Raw genomic sequence first — 24,145 nt, 5'->3', positions numbered from 1 at the left:
AAGAAGGGAGGCGAGTCGTGCGGGGTTGACAGACCGGGGCAAAGGACCGGCAGGTCCGAAGACCTCCCCGCACGACTCACCATTGAGAATTGCAGATGGAAAACTGCATTCATGAAGGGGGCCACGAGAACATGCGCTGTTCTCGCGGGCCCACCAGGGGTGCATCGCTTTACCTATCAGGCTGTCAAACCCGGCCACGGGATTGACCGTGACCGCCGCAGGATAGGAAGCCCTCCCCGTGCGCCGCTAGAGGAAGCGGCGCTGTCGGTTGTAGGAGCGCGCTTGCTCGCAAACCCGCCCTGTGCGTCATCTCTGAAGTCCAATAAACCGCCCTCCGCGCGCAGTGCCCGGAAATAGAAAGCCCCCGCCGCCGGATGGCGACAGGGGCTCAGGAGACAGGCAGCGCGCGGGGCCGCAAGACCCCGCGCGCGCCAGGTGGGATTACCAGTTGTAGCCGACACCCGCGCCGATGGAGAAGGAGCTCTGGGAGTCGACGCTACCGCCGATCTTCGCGGTCCATTTGCCATCGTTGGTGGTGTGGGAAACACCGACCGACAGGGCCGATTGACCGTTGAAGTTACCCACGCCCACCGAGGTGGTGCTGCCACCGTTGACCATCGGTTGCGGCAGGCTGGCGATGGCGATGGCACCCGCGATACCGGCGCTCAGGCGGTCGTCCTGCTCGTGCAGGTCGTGCTTGAGGTCGTTGTACTGGGCGTTGGACTGGCTGGCGATATCGTTCAGCGCGTCGCTCAGCTGACCTACGTTGGCGGCGTCGGTACGCTCGGTACCGGCGGCTACGTGGGTGATCTGACGCTCGTTGCCTTCGCTGCCGACAGCCACGCTGTTATCACGCTCGGCCACCGAGTTGGCACCGATGGCAACCGAGTTCTTGCCCTTGGCCTTGGCGTTGGTACCCATCGCGGTGCTGTTGGCACCAGCGGATTCGGCACCCGCGCCAACGGCGACGGAGTCGGTACCGGTTGCCTTCGGCTTGGGCAGGTGCGAAGCGTTGTTCACCTGCGCCATGCCGTCGGTGCCGTTCTGCAGGCCGCTGACATCGCCTTCGACCTTGGTCACGCGCTTGTCCACATCGGCAATGGAGCCATCGAGCTGGCTGGCAATACCGTCGACCTTGCTGTCGGTGTACGCCTTGGACTGAGCCACGGCGCCATCGAGCTGGCGCAGGTTGACCGCATCGGTCGCCTGGGTGGCGTCGGCCACATTGCTGATGGTGCGGGTTTCGCCAGTAGCGGCATTACCCACGGACACGGTGCCGACGACGTTGTCGTTGTTGGCGCCGGAGTACTTGCCGACGTACGCGGCTTCCGCACCGCGGCCGCCATCGCTGGCGTCCTGGCCGAGGGCAACGCTGCCCTTGCCACTGGCCTGGGCGTTGTCACCCAGGGCAACGGCGCCGCTGGCCGAGGCGTTGGCAGCACCGCCGATGGCGATGGAGTTCGCACCGGTGGCGGTGGAGTCAGCCTTGGTCGAGTTGGTGTGGACGTACTTGATGCCACCACCGTTGACGATGTTGCTCACGCTGCCTTCGAGGTTGGTAACACGGCCGTCGATCACGGCGACCTTGTTGTTGGTGTCGAAGAGCTGCGAACCGTTCACCGCATCGGTGCTGTCCGCCGACAGCTCGCCCGCGGCGATGTTGGTCAGCTGCACAGCCTTGCCTTTGCTGCCCAGGGTCACCTTGTCGTGAGCGGCGGTGTCGTACATCACGGCATCACCCATCACGCCACTCATGGTGTTGATGGTGGTGTTGATGTTGTTGATGTCCGTGGAGTTCTGCGTCACGCGGCCGTCGATGTTGGTGATGGCGTCGCCCATGTTGTGCACGACGGTGGTCGAGCCATCGGCGTTGGTCACGTTGTAGCTCGGGCCGGAGATCGAGCCGTCGCCGTTGACGACCGAGCCGCCGCCGATGGCGTTGGCCACGGACTGGCTCACACCGAACAGCTGGCCACCGTTGACGGCATCTTTCGAGCCGGCAGCGACAGTACCGTCAGCCACGTTGATCAGCTTGCGAGCGCCAGCGGTGCCGAGGAAGTCGACGGCTTCGCCATCGGTATCCTTGCCCACGGTCAGGTTTTCGCCAGCAGCGGACTGCTGGACCAGACCGATGGTGCCGCTGTTGATCTGGGTGCTGATGTTGGTGACGTCGCCTTCCACGTTGGTCATACGGCCATCGAGGTTGGTGATGCTGCCCTCGTTGTTGGTCACGCGGTTGTCGAGATTGCTGATGTTGGTTTCGCTGGTGGTCATGCGGCCATCGAGATTGGTGATGCTGGTCTCGTTGTTGGTGACACGGCCGTCCAGGTTGCTGATGTCAGTCTCGTTGTTGGTGACACGGCCATCCAGGTTGCTGATGTCAGTGGTGTTCTGCGCAACGGCCTGGTTGGTGGTGAACAGCTGGGAGCCGTTGACGGCCTCTTTGCTGTCGGACGCAACGGTGCCATCAGCCACGTTGATCAGCTTGCGAGCGCCAGCGGTGCCCAGGAAGTCGACGGCTGCGCCATCGGTGTCCTTGCCCACGGTCAGGTTTTCGCCAGCAGCGGACTGCTGGACCAGACCGATGGTGCCGCTGTTGATCTGGGTGCTGATGTTGGTGACATCGCCTTCCACGTTGGTCATGCGGCCATCGAGGTTGGTGATGCTGGTCTCGCTGTTGGTCACACGAGCGTCGATGTTGCTGACGTTGGTGTTCAGCGTGCTGATGTCGCCTTCGTTGGTGGTCACGCGGCCATCGAGGTTGGTGATTTCGGTGGTGTTCTGCGTGACACGGCCGTCGATGTTGGTGATCGCATCGCCCATATTGGTCACGGTGGTGGTCGAACCATCGGCGTTGGTCACGTTGTAGCTCGGGCCGGAGATCGAGCCGTCGGCATTCACCGTCGAGCCGCCGCCGATGGCGTTGGCCACGGACTGGCTCACACCGAACAGCTGGCCGCCGTTGACGGCATCTTTCGAGCCGGCAGCGACAGTACCGTCAGCCACGTTGATCAGCTTGCGAGCGCCAGCGGTGCCCAGGAAGTCGACGGCTGCGCCATCGGTGTCCTTGCCCACAGTCAGGTTTTCGCCAGCAGCGGACTGCTGGACCAGACCGATGGTGCCGCTGTTGATCTGGGTGCTGATGTTGGTGACATCGCCTTCCACGTTGGTCATGCGGCCATCGAGGTTGGTGATTTCGGTGGTGTTCTGCGTGACACGACCGTCGATGTTGGTGATCGCGTCGCCCATGTTGTGCACGACGGTGGTCGAGCCATCGGCGTTATGCACGTCGTAGCTCGGGCCGGAGATGGAGCCATCCGGATTCACCACGGAGCCGCCACCGATTGCGTCAGAAACCGACTGGCTCACGCCGAACAGCTGGCCACCGTTGACGGCATCTTTCGAGCCGGCAGCGACAGTACCGTCAGCCACGTTGATCAGCTTGCGAGCACCGGCGGTGCCCAGGAAGTCGACGGCTGCGCCATCGGTATCCTTGCCCACGGTCAGGTTTTCGCCAGCAGCGGACTGCTGGACCAGACCGATGGTGCCGCTGTTGATGTTGTTGGTGATGTTGGAGACATCACCTTGCAGGTTGGTGATCGACGTGGTGTTGCCGGCGATGTCGGTGGTGTTCTGCGTCACACGAGCGTCGATGTTGCTGACGTTGGTGTTCAGCGTGCTGATGTCGCCTTCGTTGGTGGTCACACGTGCATCGAGGTTGGTGATATCGCCCTCGTTGGTGGTCACGCGGCCATCCAGGTTGCTGATGTCAGTGGTGTTCTGCGCGACAGCCTGGTTGGTGGCGAACAGCTGGGAGCCGTTGACGGCCTCTTTGCTGTCGGACGCAACGGTGCCATCAGCCACGTTGATCAGCTTGCGAGCGCCGGCGGTGCCGAGGAAGTCGACGGCTGCGCCATCGGTGTCCTTGCCCACGGTCAGGTTTGCGCCAGCAGCGGATTGCTGGACCAGACCGATGGTGCCGCTGTTGATGTTGTTGGTGATGTTCGAGACATCACCTTGCAGGTTGGTGATCGACGTGGTGTTGCCGGCGATATCGGTGGTGTTCTGCGTGGTACGGCCATCGATGTTGGTGATCGCGTCACCCATATTGGTCACGGTGGTGGTCGAACCATCGGCGTTATGCACGTCGTAGCTCGGGCCGGAGATGGAGCCATCCGGGTTCACCACGGAGCCGCCACCGATTGCGTCAGCAACCGACTGGCTCACGCCGAACAGCTGGCCACCGTTGACAGCATCTTTCGAGCCGGCAGCGACAGTACCATCAGCCACGTTGATCAGCTTGCGAGCGCCAGCGGTGCCTTTGAAATCAACAGCCGCGCCATCGGTATCCTTGCCCACGGTCAGATTTGCGCCAGCAGCGGACTGCTGGACCAGGCCGATTTCACCGGTGCTGATCTGGTTGCTGATGTTGGTGATGTCACCTTCCACATTGGTCACACGGCCGTCGAGGTTAGAGATCGACGTGGTGTTACCGGCGATGTCGGTGGTGTTCTGCGCAACCTGCTGGTTGGTGGTGAACAGCTGCGAACCGTTGACGGCATCGGTGCTGCCGGCAGCCAGGGCGCCGTCCTTCACGTTGGTCAGCTGAACCGGAGTACCGGCAGTGCCCAGGGTCACCTTGGTGTGTGCAGCCGAGTCATACATCACCGCATCGCCCATGACACCGGCCATGCTGGTGATGGCGGTATTAAGGGTGCTGATGTCGCCTTCGTTGGTGGTCGTGCGGTTGTCGAGGTTGGTGATCGACGCGGCGTTGCCGGCGATGTCGGTGGTGTTCTGCGCAACCTGCTGGTTGGTGGTGAACAGCTGGCCACCGTTGACGGCGTCCTTGCTGCCAGCCGCCACGGTGCCGTCGGCCACGTTGATCAGCTTGCGAGCGCCAGCGGTGCCGAGGAAGTCGACGGCTGCGCCATCGGTGTCCTTGCCCACGGTCAGGTTTGCGCCAGCAGCGGATTGCTGGACCAGACCGATGGTGCCGCTGTTGATGTTGTTGGTGATGTTCGAGACATCACCTTGCAGGTTGGTGATCGACGTGGTGTTGCCGGCGATATCGGTGGTGTTCTGCGTGGTACGGCCATCGATGTTGGTGATCGCGTCACCCATATTGGTCACGGTGGTGGTCGAACCATCGGCGTTATGCACGTCGTAGCTCGGGCCGGAGATGGAGCCATCCGGATTCACCACGGAGCCGCCACCGATTGCGTCAGCAACCGACTGGCTCACGCCGAACAGCTGGCCACCGTTGACGGCATCTTTCGAGCCGGCAGCGACAGTACCATCAGCCACGTTGATCAGCTTGCGAGCGCCAGCGGTGCCGAGGAAGTCGACGGCTGCGCCATCGGTGTCCTTGCCCACGGTCAGGTTTTCGCCAGCAGCGGACTGCTGGACCAGGCCGATGGTGCCGCTGTTCAGTTGGTTGGTGACGTTGGTGATGTCACCTTCGTTGGTGGTCACGCGGCTATCCAGGTCGTTGATCGACGCGGTGTTGCCGGCGATGTCGCTGGTGTTCTGAGTCACGCTGGTGTTCAGCTTGCCCAGCGCGTCATCGACCTTGCCAAAGCCCGTGCCGACATCCGTCGCCGCGCCGCTGGTACCGGCGATGGTGTTGGCGTTGGTCAGCGCGTAGCTCGGGCCGGTGACCGCACCCGTAGTGCTGTTGAAGGTTGCGCCACCACCCATCGCGATGACGAGCGGCTTGAGCTGCGACACGTTCACCGCATCAGTGTTCTGCACACCGGCCGCCATATTCACGACCTGGCGCTTGGAGCTGGAAGAACCCACCGAGACCGTCAGGTCGCGGTCAGCCACCGAGTTGGTGCCGAGCGCCACGGATTGCGCACCCGAGGCCAGGGTGCCCGCGCCCAGGGACACACCGTACTGGCCGGTGGATTTTGCACTGGTGCCCACGGCAACGCCCCACGATGTGCCGGAGGTGTCCGCGCCGTTACCCAGCGCCACCGATCGGTCGCCGGTCTTGCTGTCACCACCAATGGCGATGGCGTTGTTGGCGCCAGTTGCATTGGCATTCTGCCCCATGGCGATGTTCGCCGCCCCCGCAGCAGCTGCGCCCTGGCCAAGCGCCACCGCGCCGGCGCCCGAGGCATTCGCCTGCACGCCCACGGCGGTCGCATTTCCGGTTGCTGTTGTGGAATAGCCCAGCGCGGTAGAGCCGGCACCCGTCGTGTTTGCCAGCGCACCCACGGCCGTCGAATGGACGTCCGCTACCGTGACGCTGTCACCGATACCCACGCTGTAGCCCAGGCCGTTGGAACCGTCCGAGTTGACGTTGACCTTGGCGTTGCCGCCCAGCGCGATGGTATGGCCGTAGCCCGCCACGGCATTGGTGCCGATGGCGATCATGTTGTTAGCGTTCGGATAGAACCCGCTCACCGTGCTGGCATTGGTGCCGACGGCGATGGAGTCCTGGATGGTGGCGTGCGCACCGCTGCCGATGGTAACCGCCCGTTGCGTGACGTTGGCCGAACCGGCAACACCCGCCACCGCACCACCGCCAATGGCGACACCCTCGTAGCCAAACGCCTGCGAATCGTCAGCACCGGAGTTCGCATGGAAATACTTGATGCCAACGCCATTGGTGAGGTTGTTCACCGTGGTCTGCAGGCTGTTGATGCTGGTGGTGTTACCGGTCATGCCGGTGTTGAGCACACCCAGCGCCGCATCGACCTTGCCGAAGCCTGTGCCGACATCCGTCGCCGCGCCGCTGGTACCGCCAATGCTGTTGGCGTTGGTCAGCAGATAGCTCGGTGCGCTGATCGCACCGGTGCTGCTGCTGTAGGTAGCAGTGCCGCCCAGGGCCGAAGCCGTGGTAGCGCCCAACTGGTCCGCCTTGGCGTTTTCCGACTTCAGCTGGCTGACGTTTACCGCATCGGTATCCGCCGAGCCGGCGGCCAGGTTGGTCAGGCGGCGCTCCTTGTTGGAGGCACCGATGGAGACCTCGCCGTTCGCCGTCGAAGCGGCGCCCTTGAGGGGGCCATTGCCCGGGTTGTAACCCAACTGGGTCAGATCGGCAGTGGTGGTGGAGCTGGCGCCCAGAGCCACCGAGTTAATAGCCGAGGCATTGGCGAACAGCCCCACGGCGGCGGAGTTGTCCCCCGAAGCGATCGATTTCGCACCCAGCGCTGCCGCGCCATAGCCGGAGGCTGTCGTTTGCGAACCCAAGGCCAATGCCGCGTGATTGGAAGCCACGGCGCCAGGGCCAACGGCGGTTGTCCAGCCGTTGTTTACGCCCGTCGTGCCGGAAACGTTGGCGGAGGCATTGGTGCCGATAGCGAGGCCGTAGTACGCGTTTGTCTGGGCGTTCGGGCCGATGGCAGTGGAGTTCAAACCCGTCGCGGTCGAATCGGCTGCCGACGAATTGACGTGGTAGTACTTGATGCCAACACCGTTGCTGATGTTGTTCACCGTGGTATTGAGGTTGCCCAACGCTGTGTCGACCTTGCCGAAGCCCGAACCGACATCGGTCGCCGCACCGGTGGTGCCGCCGATGGTGTTGGCGTTGGTCAGCGCGTAGCTCGGGCCGGTGACCGCACCCGTAGTGCTGTTGAAGGTTGCACCGCCACCCATCGCGGTGACGAGCGGCGAGAGCTGCGAGACGTTCACCGCGTCGGTGCTCTGCACGCCCTTGGCCATGTTCACGATCTGACGTTCCGCGCCCGCGCTGCCCACCGAGATGGTGTTGTCGCGATCAGCCACCGAGCCTGCACCCACCGCCACAGCGTTGTTGGCGGTCGTTTTCGACTGACGGCCCAGCGCCATGCTCAGGTTGGTTCCGGCCGCGACCGACGCCTGCGAACCCAGCGCCACGGAGCGATCGCCCGCCGCATTGGCCCCGTAACCTAACGCCGTCGCAATGAGACCGCTGGCGGCAGAGGTCGAGCCCACGGACGTCGCCTGAACACCCGAGGCGTTGGCGTTGGCGCCAAAGGCCGAACTGTAGTTGGCACTGGCTTGCGACCCGGTACCGACCGCTGCGGAATCTCCCGCGCTGGCGGTGGCGTTGTAACCGAGCGCGACCGCCGCATTGGCGGCATTATTCCCCGCGCCGCCATTGTTCAGCGCACTGGCGCCTTGGCCAATGGCGACATCGCCGGCCCCGCCGGCGTGGGCCGAGGTGCCCATGGCCAGGCCATTCGCACCGTCCGCCGTGGCCGCGCCGCCCACGGCGATGGCGTTCGCGCCCGTCGCCGACGAGTCCGCCAGCGATGAGTTGGTGTGGAAGTATTTGATGCCACCGCCGTTGTTGATGTTGGTGATGGAGGTATTGAGCGTGCCCAGCGCCGAATCGACCTTGCTGAAGCCCGTGCCGACATCCGTCGCCGCACCGCTGGTGCCGCCAATGCCGTTGGCGTTGGTCAGCGCATAGCTCGGGCCTGTGACCGCCCCCGTAGTGCTGTTGAAGGCTGCGCCGCCGCCCATCGCGGTGACGAGTGGCGAGAGCTGCGAGACGTTGACCGCGTCGGTGCCCTGCGTACCGGCCGCCATGTTCACGATCTGGCGTTGCTTCGTCGCATTGCCCACGGAAACGGTGGTCGCGCGGTCAGCGAGCGACTGGTAGCCGAGAGCCACGGCATCGGACGCGGTGGCGGACGAAACACGGCCCAGCGCGATACTGGAGTCCGCATTCACATCCACGCTGGAACCAGAACCGATCGAGATCGCACGGTTACCCGCGGCGTTGCTTGTATTGCCGAGAGCCACTGCGTTGGTGCCACTAGTTTTGGCACCGGGGCCCACTGCCGTGGAGTAATCGCCCTGGGCGCTGCTGCCGCTGCCCATGGCGATCCCGGATCTACCGGAAACGGCTGCATAGGGGCCAACGGCGACAGAGCGTGAACCAGCCGCATCTGTATTCTGACCGATAGCCACGCCATCGCCATTGGCATGAGATTGAGAACCCACCGCAACAGCGGCGCCATCTCCATCGTTGGAATCGGTGGACGACGCCCTGCCGATGGCAATGGAGTTGTCCGTCGTCGCTTGCGCGGTGGAGCCAATGGCAATACTTTCCTGACCGCTCGCCTGAGAGTCAGCCGCGGCTGAGTTGACATGGAAGTACTTGATGCCGCCACCGTTGATGCTGGAGTTCACCGTGCCCAGGGCGGCATCCACCTTGCCGAAGGCAGTGGTTACATCCGTGGCTGCGCCGGTCGTGCCAACGATGGTGTTGGCGTTGCTCAGCACGAAGCTCGGCGCGCTGAGCACACCGTTGGCACCCAGGCTGCTACCCAGGGCCGATGCGACACTGTTAGCCGTGTTGAACAGCTCGCCGCCATTGACAGCATCGCCACTGCCGCTGGCAACGGACCCGGCCGACAGGTTGCTGATCTTGTGCGACTGCATGTCGACCGTGGACAGCATCTTGATGCCGTTCACGGCATAGATGGACATGGTGCCGTCCTTGTTGCCGGTAATGCTGGTCTGGTTGACCCCGCCCGCGGAACCGTCCGGCAGGGAGTCGCTGAACACACCCCAGTCGTAGCTGACTGACGAGCAGTTGGGCATGCTCGCGAACGAGCCCGACGTGCCGACCTTCGTGCCGGTGTTGTCTTCCGCGCACAGCGCCATGGCGCCACCATTTGCGGCCATCGCGTTACCGCTGACCGAGCCCAACAGAACAACGCCGGCGAGCAACGCCTTGCTGGACCCATTCTTTTTCCGGCCTTTCGTCAATTCCGACGCGGCAACATAGGTGCCAGTCTTCTCGCACCACACCGAACGATATACAAAGTTCAACTCATTTCTCCCGATATTCAATCATTTGCTAAACCGCTTCAGCTGCCGCGCGGGCGTGAAGGCGATGGTGCAAATGCTAGGGAGAGCGAGGCCTTAGCGAATTCGGGACTTACCGAAGGTGGCGTAGGAATAATCTTGGGATGTAGGAAGTATTTCTAATGAATCGAAGAACAACGATTGTTTTTTGTAGGCAATTTGATCCTTACAGTTTTATCTGTAAGTTCAATTCACAGCTCTACTAAAATATTGACGTGAACACCGCTCGAATTAGTAGGAAAAAATACCCACTAGGAAATTCTTGAGAATCGGCGTCGGAAAAGAAAAAGCATCGGCCCGCCGAAGCGGGCCGATGCTGTTGAAGTGCACAGCGTTTCGGGGCTGACGCCCCTGGGCAATCAGTGGCTGTTGGAGGCCGCCTTGTCCGCGCCGGGGAAGTAGTTCGCCGACAGGCGTATGTCCTTGCCCAGGATCTGCCCACGGCCCAGCCAGGCCTGGCCGTTGAGGGAGAGGGCCACGCCGTCGATACGGGAAGCCTTGTAGCGCACGCCGGCATCGCTGTTGAAGTCGGTTTCCAGCTCGCTGAGTTGCACCAGGTAGTAGTGGGTGGTTTCCGCGGGCAGGTACTGCTGGACCAGGCCGGTGTAGGCCGGTGCCAGGGTGACGAACAGCTCGCGCGCCTTGGCCTTGTATTGCGCCGGAGTCAGGCCGGGGATCTGCTCCAGCCGTTCGCCAATGTAGGCGAAGGTATCGGCGGTGGCGCGAGCCTGGGCAACGCGCAGGCGGAACAGTTTGTTGGCCCGATCCTGGTTGATGACGTACTGGGGCGTTTGCGCGTCGCCAGCTTTCTTCTGCGCGTCCTTGCCTTTTTCGGCGTGCTCTTCGGTGGATTCCTTCGGGGCCGGCGCCTGGCTCAGGATTTCGTTCGGGTTCAACGGCTCCAGTGCCGCCGACACCTGGTACGCGGCACAGGCAGTCGCCTGGCCGGCGCGGTCGCCATTGACCAGCAGGGCCAGGGCATCCGGGCCGTTGTGCTGCAGCTTGCTGGCGTCGATGCCCATTTTCACCAGTTGCGCGTTGCTCTGCTCCTGGGTCAGTTGCCCCTGGGCCAGGGCGCACAGTTGGTTCACCAGGACGGGAACGCTCTTGCCATTGAAAGTGGGCGCGAGGGACGTCACGGCGTCCTGGATGATCGGCAGTGCCGGAGTGCTGACTCCGCTTGCCGGGGCTTTGCCAAAGGGGATGCCCTGGCCGCAGCCGACAAGGCCGGAAGCGATCAGCAGGGAAGTTGCGAGTACCTTGAGTTTCATCGATTACACCTAACTAGCGGGTCGTCACGGTTCGCAAGCTTCAGGCCTGCGAAGTGTGGCGGCGATTCTAGTGGGCAATAAGTCGACCCTCTGTCGTCACAATCCTAGGATTGCGTCAGAAAACACTTAGGAATACGCCTGAAGTACGCAATGACGGCCCTCCATCCTCACGGCGAACCATCTCGCCGGCGAGGCGTCTGCGCCCGGCCGACGGCGGTACTCACCACGGCGGGCATTCTTTTGCGCGCCGCACGTACACGTGCGGAAAGTGGATAGAACGCACTCGCCCCTCCAGCCGACACTAGCCTCGCCTGGCAGCACCATGCTGCGTGCGCATCCCCTTATAAAATTAAGAAACCTTCCGAGGCTTGTATGACCACCCCCGCCGAGCAGTTGGAGCAACGGCTGAAGCAACAGAAAATCACCGAAGTCGAATGCGTGGTGAGCGATCTCACCGGCATCGCCCGCGGCAAGATTTCCCCCACCAACAAGTTCCTCGGCGAGGGGGGCATGCGACTCCCCGAAAGTGTGTTGCTGCAGACGGTCACCGGCGATTTCGTCGATGACGACGTCTATTACGACCTGCTCGACGAAGCGGACATCGACATGGTCTGCCGCCCCGACCCGGACGCCATCTTCCTGGTGCCCTGGGCGCTGGAGCCGACCGCGATGGTCATCCACGACACCTTCGACAAGGTCGGCAATCCCATCGAACTGTCCCCGCGCAACGTCCTGAAGCGCGTGCTCAAGCTCTACGCCGACAAGGGCTGGAGCCCGGTGGTGGCGCCGGAGATGGAGTTCTACCTGACCAAGCGCAGCAGCGACCCGGACTTCCCGCTGGAAGCCCCCGTGGGCCGCTCGGGCCGCCCGGAAAGCGGCCGCCAGAGCTTCTCCATCGACGCCGCCAACGAATTCGACCCGCTGTTCGAGGACGTCTACGACTGGTGCGAACTGCAGGGTCTGGACCTCGACACGCTGATCCACGAGGACGGTCCGGCGCAGATGGAAATCAACTTCCGTCACGGCGACGCGCTGAGCCTGGCCGACCAGATCATCGTGTTCAAGCGCACCATGCGCGAAGCCGCGCTCAAGCATGACGTCAGCGCCACCTTCATGGCCAAGCCGATCACCGACGAGCCCGGCAGCGCCATGCACATTCACCAGAGCGTGCTGGACATCGCCACCGGCAAGAACATCTTCGCCGCCGACGACGGCTCCATGAGCCAGCTGTTCCTGCACTACATTGGAGGCCTGCAGAAGTACATCCCGAAAGTGCTGCCGATGTTCGCCCCCAACGTGAACTCCTTCCGCCGCTTCCTGCCGGACACTTCCGCGCCGGTGAACGTCGAGTGGGGCGAAGAGAACCGCACCGTGGGCCTGCGCGTCCCCGCCGCCCCGCCGATCGCCATGCGCGTGGAGAACCGCCTGCCGGGCGCCGACGCCAACCCGTACCTGGCGCTGGCCGCCAGCCTGCTCTGCGGTTACCTGGGCATGATCGAACAGATCAACCCCAGCGCTGCTGTCCAGGGTCGTGCCTACGAGCGCCGCAACCTGCGCCTGCCGATCACCATCGAGGACGCGCTGCAGCAGATGGAAGACTGCGACGTGCTCAAGGAATTCCTCGGCGAGAAATTCGTGCAGGGCTACGTGGCGGTGAAGCGCACCGAGCACGAGAACTTCAAGCGGGTGATCAGCTCCTGGGAGCGTGAGTTCCTCCTGCTGAGCGTCTGATTCCTCTCAACTGACTTCACAACAACAATTCGGGAGTCCCCATGAGACTGCTGCGCACCCTTGCGCCCTTCGCCCTGGCCATGATGGCCTCGGCCGTGCACGCTGAACCGACGGTCAGCATCTACAACTGGACCGACTACATCGCCCCGGACACCCTCGCCGGCTTCCAGAAGACCACCGGGATCAAGCCGGTCTACGACGTCTTCGACTCCAACGAGACCCTGGAAGGCAAGCTGCTGGCGGGCCGTACGGGCTACGACGTGGTGGTGCCGTCCAACCACTTCCTGACCCGCCAGGTGCAGGCCGGCGTGTTCCTCGAACTCGACCGCAGCCAGCTGCCGAACTGGAAGCACCTGGACCCGACGCTGCTCAAGCTGCTGGAGCAGAACGACCCGGGCAACAAGCACTCGGTGCCCTACCTGTGGGGCACCAACGGCATCGGCTACAACGTCGCCAAGGTCAAGCAGGTGCTGGGCGTCGACAAGATCGATTCGTGGTCGGTGCTGTTCGAGCCGGAGAACATCAAGAAGCTCAGCGCGTGCGGCGTGGCCTTCATGGACTCGCCCGACGAGATGATCCCCTCGGTGCTCAACTACCTGGGCCTGGACCCGAACAGCACCAATCCTGAGGACTATCCCAAGGCCGAGGCGAAGCTGGTGGCGGTGCGTCCGTACGTCACCTACTTCCACTCCTCGAAGTACATCTCGGACCTGGCCAACGGCAACATCTGCGTGGCCTTCGGCTACTCCGGCGACGTGTTCCAGGCCGCCGCCCGAGCCAAGGAAGCCAAGAACGGCATCGAGATCGCCTACACCATTCCCAAGGAAGGCGCGAACCTGTGGTTCGACCTGATGGCGATCCCGTCGGATGCGGGCCATCCGGAGCAGGCGCTGGCGTTCATCAACTACATGCTCGATCCGAAGGTGATCGCCGGCGTCAGCGAGTACGTCGGCTACCCCAGCGCCAACGCTGACGCCAAGACCCTGCTGCCCGAGGAGATGCAGAACAACCCCGAGGTCTACCCGAGCCAGGCCGTGCTCGACAAGCTGTACATCGCCAAGGCGCCGCCGCCCAAGATCATGCGCCTGATGACCCGCAGCTGGAGCAAGATCAAGTTCAACCAATGAAACGAGAAAGTCCCATGAAGCACACCGAGGAGCACGCCGCGTCCTATTACGCCGCGACCGCCCGCGACCGTCAGCAATACCCTTCCCTCACCGGGGATGTGCGGGCGGACGTCTGCGTGATCGGCGGCGGCTTCACCGGCGTGAACGCAGCCCTGGAGCTGGCCCAGCGTGGCCACTCCGTGGTGCTGCTGGAAGCCCGGCGCATCGGCTGGGGCGCCAGCGGGCGCAATGGCGGGCAGCTGATCCGTGGCATCGGCCACGACGTCAGCGGCTTCGCCAAGTATGTCGGCGAGGATGGGGTTCGCTATCTGGAGCAGGCGGGTGTCGATTCGGTGGCCCTGGTCGCCGAGCGCATCCGCGAGCTGGATATCGAGTGCGACCTGCGCTGGGGCTTCTGCGAGCTGGCCAATACCCCGGCGCAGTATGCCGCGATGGTCCGCGAGCAGGAGTCGCTGAGCACTTCGGACTACCCGCACGAGACCCGGCTGGTACCGCCGGAGCGCATGCGCGAAGTGGTCGCCAGCGACTGCTACGCGGGCGGGCACATCGACATGGGCTCGGGCCACCTGCACCCGCTCGACCTGGTGAAGGGCGAGGCCCGCGCGGCCAAGTCCTTCGGCGCGCAGATATTCGAGCAGAGCCCGGTGCTGCGCATCGAGCATGGCACCACGGCCATCGTCCATTGCGCCCAGGGCCGCGTGCTGGCCAACACCCTGGTGCTCGGCTGCAATGCGCATCTGGAAGAGCTGGAACCCAAGCTGACCGGCAAGGTGCTACCCGCCGGCAGCTACGTGGTGGCGACCGAGCCGCTGTCCGAGGAACTGGCGGCACAGCTGATCCCGCAAAACATGGCGCTGTGCGACCAGAAAGTGGGGTTGGACTATTACCGCCTGACCGCCGACCGTCGCCTGCTGTTCGGCGGCGCCTGCCACTACTCCGGGCGCGACCCGGCGGACATCGGCGCCTATATGCGGCCGAAGGTGCTCAAGGTGTTCCCGCAGCTGGAACGGGTGAAGCTCGACTACCAGTGGGGCGGCATGATCGGCATTACCGCCAATCGCTTCCCGCAGGTGGGCCGGTTGAAGTCGCATCCGAACGTTTACTTCGCCCAGGGCTATTCCGGCCACGGGCTGAACGTCACGCACTGGTCGGCCAAGCTGCTGGCGGAAGCCATCCATCAGGGCGAAAGCAAGGGGCTGGACCTGTTCAGCGCGGTGCCTCACCTGACCTTCCCTGGCGGCAAGCTGCTGCGCTCGCCGCTGTTGGCGCTGGGCATGGCGTGGTATCGGGTGCGCGAGTTGCTGGGTTGATCGGTTGATCGGTTGATCGGTTGAATTGTTGACTGCAGAAAGCCCCCTATCGGGGGCTTTTTTTTGGATGGGCGCACGGCGGGAAGCATTGCCATCGACCGTCAGCCAGCGAGGGAGTATCCCTTGTGGGACGCAGCTGGCGGGGGGATTTCGCGGACAAGGTCCGCTCCTACAGCCAACCCCCCAGCAAGCTGCTCTTGTAGGAGCGGATCTTATCCGCGATCCCCCCAAAACACCGCCCCACCAGACACACCGCAAACCGCCCTTGTAGGAGCGGATCTTATCCGCGACCCACTTCACACCCGCGCCGACCTGAACTACCCCATCCGCGGAGCTTTTCCGCCCCGACATCCGAACGCGCCCATGCAACGCAAGGAGACGTCTGCTTCCGTAGGAGCGGACCTTGTCCGCGAAATCCGCTCATCCCACTCAAGGATGTCCGGCTATGCCCCACCCTGCATTCCTCTCCGCACCTCCCGGCCACCATGCTCTGCGCAAAGGGCGCGTGTCGGTTCCCGGCGGGGTGTATCTGATCACCGCGACCACCCTCCAGAGAACCTCGATTTTCACCGACTTCGACGCCGCCTGCGCGGCTGCATCGGCATTCACCCGCCCCACCGTGCTGGGCCGGAATACCCTGTTCGCCTGGGTACTCATGCCGGATCATGTCCATTGGTTGCTCCAGCTGGGCGAAGATGAAGACCTGGCTAAGTCCATAGGACGAATGAAGGCTGTCAGCGCACGGGAAGTCCGCCGCGCCGGCGGGTGGCAGGGAGCCGTATGGGCGCCCGCGTTCCATGATCGTGCATTGCGGCACGAGGAAGACCTGCTCGCGGTGGCGCGATACGTGGTAGCCAATCCGTTGCGTGCTCGATTGGTATCGACGCTGAGGGAGTATCCCTTCTGGAACGCAGTCTGGCTGTGAGACTTCGCGGACAAGGTCCGCTCCTACAGCCAAACACCCAGCCCCCAGCCCTCGTAGGAGCGGCCCTCACCACAAGCCGCTCTTGTAGGAGCGGATCTCATCCGCGATCAGCCTTGCACCAGACTCATCACGAACGCCGTCCGTTCCTGCGAAAAAACCCCGTCGCCTAGGCCCGGCCACCAGACTTGGCGGTGGTCTTCGGGTACTCGCCGAACAGCGCGAAATAGGACTGGGAGAATCGCCCCAGGTGCCAGAACGACCACTTCATCGCCACCTCGGCCACGGTCATGCCGGAGTCGGCGGCAGCCAGCAGGTCGCGGCGCGCGGCGTTCAGGCGACGGTTGCGCAACCAGACGATAGGCGGGATGCCGGCGTAATGCAGGAACGACTGCTGCAGCGTGCGCGGCGAAACGCCCGCCTTGGCGGCGAGATCGGCCATGCAGAACTGCTCGTCGGGGCAGTCGTTCACCACTTCCTTGACCCGCTGCACCACGCGCTTGGCCTGGACGATGGAGCGCGCGCGGCGCTCGCCATCCAGGGGCGCCTCGCACAGCAGCGAGAAGCAGTTGGAGACGATGCTCTGCGCCACACCCGGCGCATCCATCGGGTCATCGCCGGTCGAGGCGCCGGTGAGCAGGTTGCTCAGCGAGGTCGCCACCGACTGGCAGTGGCCTGAGCGCAGCGGCGTCAGCACCAGGTCGGCGAAGGCATCCGCCGGCTGGCCCCAGTGCGCGGATTCCTTGATCACCACCGCCACCTCGCGGTAGTTCTCCGGAGTCACCCAGGCGTTGCGGGTTTCCCCGTCGAGCAGGTAGAGCGCGTTGTCGGACATGTCGAAGCTGAACACCAGCGCACCGGGAGGGGCGTGGAATTCCTGCTCCACGCGCAGGTTCATCTGCTCCTCGTAGAGCTCGATCCCCTCCACTTCGGCATGCAGGATGCGCCCGGAGAATCGCCCGGCGGACATCTGCGTGTACTGCTGCTCCCAACCAGGAATGGCTATTCGCTGCTGATCTACTTCTTGTGCTTCGACAACCCGGATCGCCATACCCAGCCCTGCTGGTTTTTTCAGATGGGGAAGGCTACCAACCGGGGCAAGCCCCGTGCAAGTCAAACGCAGCGGCCATCGGCCCTGGAGCCATGTCCGGCCACTACGCCCGTCGCCTCGGTACAGGCTTGGACGCCACCCGCTTCGCCCGCCTATAGTTGGCTCCCTCCCGCCAGTTTCCCGAGTGAAGGATCACCCGCCATGCACCCGCTCATCCTGCCCATGGCCGCCCAGGTGGCGTGGGCCGCATTCCTCTATGTGCTGCTGACTGTCGCCCGCGCGCCGAAGATCTGGGGCATCGGCCAGCGGGCGGACGGCAGCAACCCCTGGGCCGGCGTGGAGCCGCGCATCAGTGCCAACCTGTCCAATCAATTCGAATGGCCGCTGTTCTTCTACGTCGCCTGCCTGCTGCTGATCCAGCACCCGGTGAACCTTGCCGCAGCGACCTGGCTCGCCTGGCTGTTCATCGCTGGCCGCATGGCACACAGCGCGGTGCAGATACTCACGAGCAACATACGGCTGCGCGGACTGGTGTTCACCATCAACTTTCTCGCCGTGCTCGGTTTGTGGGTGGTCGTCGTCCAGGCCCTTGCTGGGCTGCCCGGCACCTGACAGCACACGGAACATTGATGTGCGATCAGCAGGTCGACACTACGAGCAGGTAGGATTGCCCGGTGAAGCAACGTTCAGCCGAGCCAGAATCATGCACCCTTTCCGCCGCCTCCTGCTGCTGCTCCTCGTCATCCCCGCGCTTTCCCAGGGCGCCCCTCAGGTGCAGGTGGGCTTTTCCCCGGAGGGCTCGGCGCGGGTGCTGGTACTGCAGACCCTAGGCAGCGCGAAGCACAGCATCCAGATGCTCGCCTACGCCTTCCAGGCGCCGGACATCGCCCAGGCGCTGGTCGATGCCAGCAGACGCGGCGTGCGGGTACAGGTCGTGGTCGACAAGCAGCGCAACCTCGGCGCAACCAGCCGCGCCGCGATGGATCTGGTCACCCGCCATGGCGTCGAGTTGCGCACCAACGACCGTTATCACCTGCACCACGACAAGACCTTCATCGTCGATGGCAACACGGTGGAAACCGGGTCGTTCAACTTCGCCGTGTCGGCCGAGACCGTCAATTCCGAGAATGTGCTGGTGCTTCGCGATGCGCCGGAAGTCGCCCGCCAATACCTGGCGCACTGGCAATCGCGCTGGGATAACGGCGAGCCCTATCCGACCCGCGAGCACGCTAACCGGCCGGAATGATCCGCCGGCGGGTCGTGGCGATCAGATCGGTCGCCCGCGCGCGCAACTGGCCACAGCCGCCGTCCACGTCCTGCCCGGCGCTGTTGCGCACCTTGGTCAGCACGCCACGGCTGTGCAGGTAGCGGACCATCTCGACGATGCGATCGCTGTCCGGGCGCTGGTACTGGTCGCCTTCCAGGGCATTGAAGGGGATCAGGTTGAGCACGCCGAACTTGCCCTTGAGCAGGCGCAGGATGCCGTCGAGTTCTTCCTGGCTGTCGTTGATGCCCTTGAGCAGCGTCCATTGGTACTGGATCGGATAGTCCGTGGCGCGGGCATAGGCCTCGCCCTGCTCCACCAGTTCCTCCGGTGTGAGCTTCGGCGCGCGCGGCAACAGGTGCTCGCGCAAGGCGGCATCGGTGGTGTGCAGCGAGAGCGCCAGCGCCGGCTTGATCCGTTGCTGTGGCAGGCGCTCGAACACGCGCGGATCGCCCACCGTGGAGAACACCAGGTTCTTGTGGCCGATGCCGCCGTCGGTGCCGAGGCGGTCGATGGCTTCCAGCACGTTGTCGAGGTTATGCGCCGGCTCGCCCATGCCCATGAACACCACTTTCTTCACCGGCCGCACTCGGCGGGCCAGCACCAGCTGGGCGACGATCTCGGTGGTGGAGAGCTGGCGCAGCAGGCCGCTCTTGCCGGTCATGCAGAAGCGGCAGCCCACCGCGCAACCGACCTGGGTGGACACGCAGACGCCGCCACGTGGCAGCAGCACGCTTTCCACCATCTGCCCGTCGGCCAGACGCACCAGCAGGCGCTCGGAGTTGTCCCCACCGGGATGGCGGGACTGAACGGTCGCCAGGGCGTCCAGCTCGGCGGCGATCTGCGCCACGCCGTTGCGCACGCCCAGCGGCAGGAAATCCTCGGTGGCCTGGCGCTTGGTACCGGCGTCCAGCGCCTTGCCCTGCAGCCAGGCGCGCAGCATCCGGCCACGGTGCATGGGCAGCGCGCCAAGGTCGGCGAGGCGTTGGTCGAGGTCGGAGATTCGCATGGGGCGCGCATCCTACCACCCGGCGCGGGCGCGGCGTAGGGCTGCCGGTCGATGGCGCTGAAAGGCCCGAGATAGGCGCCTCCCTGCGGCATCCAGGCGCACCGGGCTTTGAGATTCGTCTTATTCAGCAACCGTTCATCGGGGCCCTACAGTGCCGCCGCCCCCAATCCAATGCAAAAAGGGGCATTTGCATACAAGGAGTAAGCATGAAGAAGTTCCTGAGCGCCGCCGCACTCGTCTCGGTCGCCGCCCTCGCCACCGGCTGCACCAGCTACAACGTCAGCCAGCCGATCGCCCCGATCGCAGGTGCCGTCAAGACCGACCTGAAAGCCGACGTCGCCGTTGGCGGCCCGATCAGTGGCCAGTCCCAGGTCAACATCCTGTTCGGTTTCATCAAGTTCGGTGGCGACAGCCAGTACGCCGACGGCGTGACCTACGGCGCCGAGAGCGGCTCGGGCATGAGCCTGGCTGCCTTCGACCCGGTTTCCTCGGTCAAGGCCGCCGCCGCATACAAGGCGGTGAAAAGCTCCGGTTCCGACCTGATCGTCGCACCACGCTATGAAGTCAACGTCCAGGACTACTTCATCTTCAAGAAGGTGGACGTCAAGGTCACGGGCAACAAAGGCAGCATCAACAGCATTCGTTGATGGACGCCGGGCGGGGCGCAGTGCCCCGCCTACCGCTGGAGCAACGGCGTCGGTGATGCTAGGTTCAGTCCTTTTACACCGTAACAGGACGTCGTCATGCGCCGGACCGCTCCCCTCACGCTCAGCCTCGCCACACTGGCATTCGCCAACCTCGCCCTCGCCGCCCCGCCTGACTTCGATGCCCGCGTGAACAAGCTGGCCCAGCAGCTCATGCGTGAACAGAACATCGCCGGCCTGGCCATCGGCATCACCGACCATGGCGAGCAGCGCTTCTACAATTTCGGCGTGGCGTCGAAGCAGAGCAAGCAGCCGGTGAGCAGCGACACGCTGTTCGAGATCGGCTCGGTGAGCAAGACCTTCACCGCCACCCTCGCCGGTTTCGCCCAGGCCAGCGGCAAGCTCAAGCTGGAACAGAGCCCGACCGTCTACCTGAAGGAGCTGCGCGGCAGCGCCCTGGACAAGGTGACGCTGATCCAGCTCGCCACTCACACTGCCGGCGGCTTCCCGCTGCAGCTGCCGGAGGACGTGAAGACGCCCGCGCAGCTCACCGATTACTACAAGTCCTGGCAGCCGCAATACCCCGCCGGCACCCAGCGCAGCTATGCCAACCCGAGTATCGCGCTGCTCGGCATTGTCACCGCGCGCGCCCTCGACGTGCCGTTCAAGACCGCGATGCAACGCAACGTCTTCGCCCCGCTGGGCCTGAGCAATACCCACATCGATGTGCCCGTGACGCGCCAGGGCGTGTACGCCCAGGGCTATGACAAGAACGATGCACCGGTACGGGTGAATCCCGACCAGATCGCCGACGAGGCATACGGAGTGAAATCCAGCAGCCGTGACCTGCTGCGCTTCGTCCAGGTGCAGCTCGGTGAGATCAAGCCCGGGCCCAAGCTGCAGGCGGCAGTCGACGCCACGCGCACCGGCTACTACCAGGTCGGCCCGATGACCCAGGACCTGATCTGGGAGCAGTACGCCTACCCGCCGAAACTGGCCGAGCTGCAGCAATACAACGGCAGCCAGATGGCGCTGGAAAGCCAGCCGACCACCGCGCTGCGCAAGCCGCTGCCGCCGCAGCAGGACGTCTGGGTGAACAAGACCGGCTCCACCGGAGGCTTCGGCACCTACGTGGCCTTCGTTCCGTCGAAGCAGCGCGGCATCGTCATCCTCGCCAACCGCAACTACCCCAACGAAGTGCGGGTGAAGCTGGCCTGGGACATTCTCTCGAAGCTGGATTGATGCGCTGGGCCATGCCAGTGATCGCGCCCATGGGGCGCTCCTGCAGGCAAACTCCGGCACGTGCTTTTGCGTAGGAGCGGACTGCGTCCGCGATGTCTCCCCGGCGGCTCCGCCGTAAAGGGGCTCGCGAGCAAGCTCGCTCCTACAGGGCTCCCCCGAGGCGCGCGGCTTGTATCGATGCCGGTGATGTTCTGAATCAAAATGGCGGTAATGATCCCTGGCGGCGGAGCCTGTAGCGTGTTGTCCTGACAGATTCCGCCACCAGAGGATCAGTGCCTTGCCCCGCCACCCACTGCAACGCGCGCCCATCGGCGACTACGACCACTCCCCGCAATCGCGCGGGGGCCGTTTCCACAACCTCACGCCGCGCCCGGTCGACATGCCCGAACCCAGCGCGCGGGTGCTGTGGGACGTGATCTTCAACAAACCGAAGAACACCGTGCCACGCGCTCCAGTGCCGGTGCGCACGCTCACCCGAGCCGAGCTGGACGCCGCCCCTGACCGCAGCCTGTACCGCCTCGGCCACTCCACCCTGCTGCTCAAGCTGCGCGGCGGCTGGTGGCTGACCGACCCGGTATTCTCCGAGCGCGCCTCGCCTTTCAGCTTCGCCGGGCCCAAGCGCTTCCACGCGCCGCCGATTGCCCTGCAGGACCTGCCGCCGATTCGCGGCGTGATCCTCTCCCACGACCATTACGACCACCTCGACCGCGCGACCATCGCCGTGCTGGCCGAGCGCGCGGACGTCTTCCTCACGCCGTTGGGTGTCGGTGACCGTCTGCTCGACTGGGGCGTGCCGGCGGACAAGATCCGCCAGCTGGACTGGTGGCAAAGCACCACGGTGGACGGCCTGTGCCTGACCGCCACCCCGGCGCAACACTTCTCCGGCCGCGGCGTGCGCGACGGCAACCGCACGCTGTGGTGTTCCTGGGTGATCGAGGACGACAAGCTGCGCGTCTTCTTCAGCGGCGACACCGGCTATTTCGACGGCTTCGCCGAGATCGGCCGGCGCTTCGGCGGGTTCGACCTGACACTGATGGAAACCGGCGCCTACAACGAGCACTGGCCGTACGTGCACATGCACCCGCAGCAGACCGTGCAGGCCCACCAGGACCTCAACGGACGCTGGCTGCTGCCGATCCACAACGGCACCTTCGACCTGGCCATGCACGCCTGGTACGAACCCTTCGAGCGCGTACTGGAGATCGCCGGCGAGCGCGGGCTGAGCGTGACCACGCCGATGATGGGCGAACGCATCGACATCGAGGCGCCGCACCAGGGCGAGCGCTGGTGGCGCGGCGTGGTGGCCGAGGAAGCCCGCGCGCCGGCACCGCGTTGTGGTTGCCGCACCGCGCGGGAGGGCTGAAGTCCGCCATGGCCTGAAGCCAATCGCGGACGGAGTCCGCTCCTACAGGGATAACTCTGTACTGCCCCCTCTCCCCCCGCCCTCTCCCTGAAGGGAGAGGGAGCTATCCGTACCGGCTGACACGGCGGTTTCAGCCTGCACCGAACGAGTCCCCTCTCCCTTCAGGGAGAGGGAGCTATCCGCACCGGCTGACACAGCGGTTTCAGCCTGCACCGCACGGTCCCCTCTCCCTTCAGGGAAAGGGAGCTATCCGTGCCGGCTGACGCCAAGGTTTCAACCTGCACCGAACGAGTCCCCTCTCCCTTCAGGGAGAGGGAGCTATCCGTGCCGGCTGACGCCAAGGTTTCAACCTGCACCGAACGAGTCCCCTCTCCCTTCAGGGAGAGGGAGCTATCCGTGCCGGCTGACGCCAAGGTTTCAACCTGCACCGAACGAGTCCCCTCTCCCTTCAGGGAGAGGGCTAGGGAGAGGGAAATCCCAGAACCGGACTCACCGAGCTCCTACGCTCTGTCACCGCACGGCACAGCTCGCTCCTACGAAAAGCAGTCCGGTTCAATCACTGGCCAGTTCGAACAGCTGCCAGCGCACCGAGCTGACGCCCTTCTCCAGGCTGATGCGGCTGACCATGCGTTCCAGCTGACTGGCGGCGCCATGGCCGCCGAGCAGCTCGGCGCGCACTTCCAGTTTCGCCGGGTTGGCCTGGTCCTCACTGTGCAGCGATTGCAGGCGCAGTTCACTGCTGTCCAGGCTGTGCAGCATCAGGCTGCGCACCTGGATCTCGTCCTCGGCGCGACAGATGATGGCGACGCCATAGCGCTGCTCCGCCTCGTTGGCCGGCAGCACGTCCTGATGATTCAGGCGCTGGGCGATATCGCGCAGCAGGATATTGGCGCAAAGCACCACCACGCTGCCCAGCGCGGCCTCCAGCAACAGCCCCATGCTGCACAGCACGCCGATGGCGGCCGTGCACCAGAGCGTGGCGGCGGTGTTCAGGCCGCGCACGTTCAGGCCATCGCGCATGATCACACCACCACCGAGGAAGCCGATGCCGGACACGACATAGGCGGCGATGCGCGGGGCGTCCGCCGAGAGTCCAGGCATGGCCTGGGTCATCAGCACGAACAGGCAGGCGCCGGTGCTGACCAGGGCATTGGTGCGCAGCCCGGTCAGGCGTTGGCGCAGCTGGCGTTCGGCGCCGATCAGGGCGCCCAGGATGAGAGCCGCGGCGACCCGCAGCAGGAAGATTTTCCAATCCATGTTCCACCTCGTTTCCGGCGCGCGGCCGGTCCATGCGCCGAGCGTTGCCGGCGCGCATTCGGGTGATGGATCGCGATGGAACGAAGGGCCTGGAAGGCCCCGGAGGGGAATGGGGAGGCGTCATCCCGTGGCGGGATGCGTATC

Annotated in this window: 14 protein-coding genes; 9 read left to right on the top strand and 5 right to left on the bottom strand. The window is 64.4% G+C overall.

What is annotated here, in order from left to right; all coding sequences use genetic code 11:
* Window positions 1–441: 441 nt before the first annotated feature.
* Window positions 442–9,627 carry a YadA-like family protein gene (locus JVX91_RS16940; RefSeq protein WP_240201606.1) on the bottom strand — a complete coding sequence of 3,062 codons (9,186 nt, stop codon included), beginning with the start codon at window positions 9,625–9,627 and terminating at the stop codon, window positions 442–444.
* Between the two features lie 542 nt (window positions 9,628–10,169).
* Window positions 10,170–11,081, bottom strand: a complete 912-nt coding sequence (locus JVX91_RS16935; RefSeq protein ID WP_205335356.1) for a hypothetical protein — start codon at window positions 11,079–11,081, stop codon at window positions 10,170–10,172.
* Between the two features lie 372 nt (window positions 11,082–11,453).
* Here JVX91_RS16935 and JVX91_RS16930 point away from each other — a divergent pair, with 372 nt between their 5' ends.
* From JVX91_RS16930 to JVX91_RS16915, 4 genes are all read left to right on the top strand, one after another.
* Entirely contained in the window at window positions 11,454–12,812 is a 1,359-nt protein-coding gene (locus JVX91_RS16930) for a glutamine synthetase family protein (RefSeq protein WP_205335355.1), read from the top strand.
* A 41-nt stretch (window positions 12,813–12,853) separates the two neighbouring features.
* Complete coding sequence (locus JVX91_RS16925) at window positions 12,854–13,939, top strand: polyamine ABC transporter substrate-binding protein (RefSeq protein ID WP_205335354.1); 1,086 nt, start codon at window positions 12,854–12,856, stop codon at window positions 13,937–13,939.
* 14 nt (window positions 13,940–13,953) lie between these two features.
* Window positions 13,954–15,249 carry an FAD-binding oxidoreductase gene (locus tag JVX91_RS16920; protein ID WP_205335353.1) on the top strand — a complete coding sequence of 432 codons (1,296 nt, stop codon included), beginning with the start codon at window positions 13,954–13,956 and terminating at the stop codon, window positions 15,247–15,249.
* 445 nt (window positions 15,250–15,694) lie between these two features.
* Window positions 15,695–16,174 carry a transposase gene (locus JVX91_RS16915; RefSeq protein WP_205335352.1) on the top strand — a complete coding sequence of 160 codons (480 nt, stop codon included), beginning with the start codon at window positions 15,695–15,697 and terminating at the stop codon, window positions 16,172–16,174.
* 166 nt (window positions 16,175–16,340) lie between these two features.
* Here the strand turns inward: JVX91_RS16915 and JVX91_RS16910 are convergent, their stop codons facing one another.
* The gene (locus tag JVX91_RS16910) at window positions 16,341–17,141 is read right to left on the bottom strand and encodes a helix-turn-helix domain-containing protein (RefSeq protein WP_240201605.1); all 801 of its coding nucleotides are present in this window, start codon (window positions 17,139–17,141) and stop codon (window positions 16,341–16,343) included.
* Window positions 17,142–17,423: 282 nt separating this feature from the next.
* Between JVX91_RS16910 and JVX91_RS16905 the strand changes: the two genes are divergently transcribed.
* Window positions 17,424–17,834 carry an MAPEG family protein gene (locus JVX91_RS16905; RefSeq protein ID WP_205335350.1) on the top strand — a complete coding sequence of 137 codons (411 nt, stop codon included), beginning with the start codon at window positions 17,424–17,426 and terminating at the stop codon, window positions 17,832–17,834.
* A 91-nt stretch (window positions 17,835–17,925) separates the two neighbouring features.
* Window positions 17,926–18,468, top strand: coding sequence for a phospholipase D family protein (locus tag JVX91_RS16900; RefSeq protein WP_205335349.1), 543 nt, complete (start codon window positions 17,926–17,928; stop codon window positions 18,466–18,468).
* Here the strand turns inward: JVX91_RS16900 and JVX91_RS16895 are convergent.
* The gene (locus JVX91_RS16895; RefSeq protein WP_205335348.1) at window positions 18,452–19,495 is read right to left on the bottom strand and encodes an RNA methyltransferase; all 1,044 of its coding nucleotides are present in this window, start codon (window positions 19,493–19,495) and stop codon (window positions 18,452–18,454) included. The two genes, JVX91_RS16900 and JVX91_RS16895, sit on opposite strands and share 17 nt — an antisense overlap.
* Window positions 19,496–19,701: 206 nt before the next feature.
* On the opposite strand from JVX91_RS16895, the gene JVX91_RS16890 reads away from it, so the two are divergent.
* From JVX91_RS16890 to JVX91_RS16880, 3 genes are all read left to right on the top strand, one after another.
* Window positions 19,702–20,142 (top strand): hypothetical protein, encoded by a 441-nt coding sequence (locus JVX91_RS16890; RefSeq protein ID WP_205335347.1) that lies wholly within the window; start codon window positions 19,702–19,704, stop codon window positions 20,140–20,142.
* Between the two features lie 96 nt (window positions 20,143–20,238).
* A complete protein-coding gene (ampC, locus tag JVX91_RS16885) occupies window positions 20,239–21,381 on the top strand; it encodes a class C beta-lactamase (RefSeq protein ID WP_205335346.1) in 1,143 nt (380 codons plus the stop codon).
* Between the two features lie 277 nt (window positions 21,382–21,658).
* Window positions 21,659–22,744: an MBL fold metallo-hydrolase gene (locus JVX91_RS16880; protein WP_205335345.1), complete on the top strand. Its 1,086-nt coding sequence runs from the start codon at window positions 21,659–21,661 to the stop codon at window positions 22,742–22,744.
* 552 nt (window positions 22,745–23,296) lie between these two features.
* Here the strand turns inward: JVX91_RS16880 and JVX91_RS16875 are convergent.
* Window positions 23,297–24,001 (bottom strand): MgtC/SapB family protein, encoded by a 705-nt coding sequence (locus JVX91_RS16875; protein WP_205335344.1) that lies wholly within the window; start codon window positions 23,999–24,001, stop codon window positions 23,297–23,299.
* Between the last annotated feature and the right edge of the window lie 144 nt (window positions 24,002–24,145).

Origin of the sequence: Pseudomonas sp. PDNC002, assembly GCF_016919445.1 — a bacterium.
In the GTDB taxonomy this organism is placed as follows: Bacteria; Pseudomonadota; Gammaproteobacteria; order Pseudomonadales; family Pseudomonadaceae; genus Pseudomonas.
This window is presented reverse-complemented; position numbering and strand designations above follow the sequence as displayed.

Bases quoted from the DNA above. Each gene is read 5' to 3' on its own strand.
- JVX91_RS16940 (WP_240201606.1), bottom strand. From the start codon at position 9,627: ATGGCCGCAAATGGTGGCGCCATGGCGCTGTGCGCGGAAGACAACACC.
- JVX91_RS16935 (WP_205335356.1), bottom strand. From the start codon at position 11,081: ATGAAACTCAAGGTACTCGCAACTTCCCTGCTGATCGCTTCCGGCCTT.
- JVX91_RS16930 (WP_205335355.1), top strand. From the start codon at position 11,454: ATGACCACCCCCGCCGAGCAGTTGGAGCAACGGCTGAAGCAACAGAAA.
- JVX91_RS16925 (WP_205335354.1), top strand. From the start codon at position 12,854: ATGAGACTGCTGCGCACCCTTGCGCCCTTCGCCCTGGCCATGATGGCC.
- JVX91_RS16920 (WP_205335353.1), top strand. From the start codon at position 13,954: ATGAAGCACACCGAGGAGCACGCCGCGTCCTATTACGCCGCGACCGCC.
- JVX91_RS16915 (WP_205335352.1), top strand. From the start codon at position 15,695: ATGCCCCACCCTGCATTCCTCTCCGCACCTCCCGGCCACCATGCTCTG.
- JVX91_RS16910 (WP_240201605.1), bottom strand. From the start codon at position 17,141: ATGTCCGCCGGGCGATTCTCCGGGCGCATCCTGCATGCCGAAGTGGAG.
- JVX91_RS16905 (WP_205335350.1), top strand. From the start codon at position 17,424: ATGCACCCGCTCATCCTGCCCATGGCCGCCCAGGTGGCGTGGGCCGCA.
- JVX91_RS16900 (WP_205335349.1), top strand. From the start codon at position 17,926: ATGCACCCTTTCCGCCGCCTCCTGCTGCTGCTCCTCGTCATCCCCGCG.
- JVX91_RS16895 (WP_205335348.1), bottom strand. From the start codon at position 19,495: ATGCGAATCTCCGACCTCGACCAACGCCTCGCCGACCTTGGCGCGCTG.
- JVX91_RS16890 (WP_205335347.1), top strand. From the start codon at position 19,702: ATGAAGAAGTTCCTGAGCGCCGCCGCACTCGTCTCGGTCGCCGCCCTC.
- ampC (WP_205335346.1), top strand. From the start codon at position 20,239: ATGCGCCGGACCGCTCCCCTCACGCTCAGCCTCGCCACACTGGCATTC.
- JVX91_RS16875 (WP_205335344.1), bottom strand. From the start codon at position 24,001: ATGGATTGGAAAATCTTCCTGCTGCGGGTCGCCGCGGCTCTCATCCTG.